We start from the raw sequence: 1,907 nt of genomic DNA on the forward strand, positions 1-1,907 counted from the left end.
AAACATTATTTAAATATATAATCTTAACTACATTATGCCCATTGAAGGACCATCACCGTATTTGAAATTGACAATTTAAAAGGCATCAACCCTTGAGAATCATGTTCTCTTAGGTTGATGCCATTGGCCTCCGTGAGGGGGCCTTTTGTGCTTCTTTTGTGTTATTGCTCAGGCGTCGCTGCGTGCGAAGGCGTTACGCATACTCATGGATGCACGGTAGAGCACCTTGTCGAGGAGCTTGTTGGTTTCGTCCTTGATCATGGCTGCGATCCTGGCGTTGACGGCTTCGTTGTCTTCATTTGTCCTGTCGCCATCGAGGATCATCTTTCTTGCCTGGGAGACGGTGACGATCTGGTATCGCTCGATTTCTTGTACGCATGCGTCGTAGTCGTGGTCGGCGAGGGCGGCGATGATGCGGTTGGCCCAGTAGAAGTTCTCCGTTGTCGGAGTCAGCGTTGTGTTGGAGAAATATTCCGGAATGACATCGACGTCTGCGTAGAGCGGGACGAAGGTGTTATGGACGTTGGATGCGAAGGCGATCCACTCGACGGCCTGCTTTTCCTTCGGCTGGTCGGGACGGATTTCGCTGCAGGAGAGGAAATTGTTGCGGTTGATGCCGATGGGACGGAAGTGCGGGGCATGGGGGTCGCGGTTCTTTGCGTAGGGATCAAACGGCGTCCCCTGATAGTGCGACGAAAGAACGTACTTGACGTCTTCGATCGAGATCTTCTTTTCGGGCTTTAACATCCAGGGCAGGTTGTCGCTGTCCGGCTTGTAGTCGGCGTCAGGGCCATCCCATTTGTACGTATTCGGGTTGAAGTATCTGAGCATGTACCAGGCGCGCGGCGTATTGTAAACATGGTCGCTGTCGCTGTGGGAGCCGAAGACGTCGCGGGGATTGAAGGAGCCGTCCATGGACGGGTTGAGGTGATTGACTTCAACAAACTCCTTGAGGCCGGGGCTGCACATGAAGTTCTGCTTTGCGCCATAGGCATCGTCAAAGTCGAAGGCATCGATACCAAGCTGGTTGGGCATTACGACATAGGCATCATCCGGTACGCGGCGCGCCATCCAGTTGTGTCCGCCGATGGTTTCGAACCACCAGACTTCGTTGATGTCCTGGAAAGCGATGCCGTTCATTTCATAGGTGCCATACGTCTCATGCAGCATGCCGAGGCGCTCGACACCTTCGCGGGCAGAGTGAATATACGGCAGAGTGATGATGACGAGGTCCTCTTCACCGATTCCTCCCGGAACTTCTTCTTTACCATCCTTTGCGGGCTGATAGATGACCAGCGGATCGGCGGCGAGAACACGCTCATTGGACGTGAGTGTCTCCGTTGCCGTCATGGCGACGTTGGCATCGTTGACGCCTGCCGCTGCCCATACGCCTTCAATCGTCGGATCGGCCTGCGGCATGCATGTATAGCGCATCGGATTGTCAGGCAGAGCGATGGTCAGATGCGAGATGACAGAGTGATAGGTGCGCGGCTGCTCGTCGGGCTTGACGACGATGTGGCGCTTGGCAGAGAAGCTTCCGGAACCGGAATCCTCGTTGCGGGCAATGAGCGTGGATCCGTTGATAGATGCATTTTTTCCTACAAGAAGTGTTGTGCAGGGCATAGACAGTCTCCTTTAACTGCGGTCTATTCTAGCATTTGCTGCAAAGGAGGATACAGTTTTGCAGGAGGGTGGAAAGTAAAGATATTTGTTATTATTATCCTGAATTTGACAGTTGATGGGTTAATAAAAGTGCCAAAAATGCGATTGTTAAAGGCATCGCAAACGGCGGATTTGCGGACGCGGAGCGTCGGCATTTTTGGAACCGCCTCGACGGAGACCGCGACGGTACCAAAACGGCGTAGCTGAAAAGTAAATATGTAATCTATGATGAAGCTGTACGAAAG

At 52.7% G+C, this 1,907-nt stretch carries 2 protein-coding genes; both read right to left on the reverse strand.

What is annotated here, in order from left to right; translation table 11 throughout:
* Nucleotides 1-168: 168 nt before the first annotated feature.
* Nucleotides 169-1,623 carry a C69 family dipeptidase gene (locus C1714_RS13720; RefSeq protein WP_102343794.1) on the reverse strand — a complete coding sequence of 485 codons (1,455 nt, stop codon included), beginning with the start codon at nt 1,621-1,623 and terminating at the stop codon, nt 169-171.
* Between the two features lie 23 nt (nt 1,624-1,646).
* A partial coding sequence (locus C1714_RS14340; protein ID WP_210115367.1) for a hypothetical protein occupies nt 1,647-1,907 on the reverse strand: 261 nt, incomplete at its 5' end.

The organism is Galactobacillus timonensis, from assembly GCF_900240265.1.
Classification (GTDB): Bacteria; Bacillota_I; Bacilli_A; order Erysipelotrichales; family Erysipelotrichaceae; genus Bulleidia; species Bulleidia timonensis.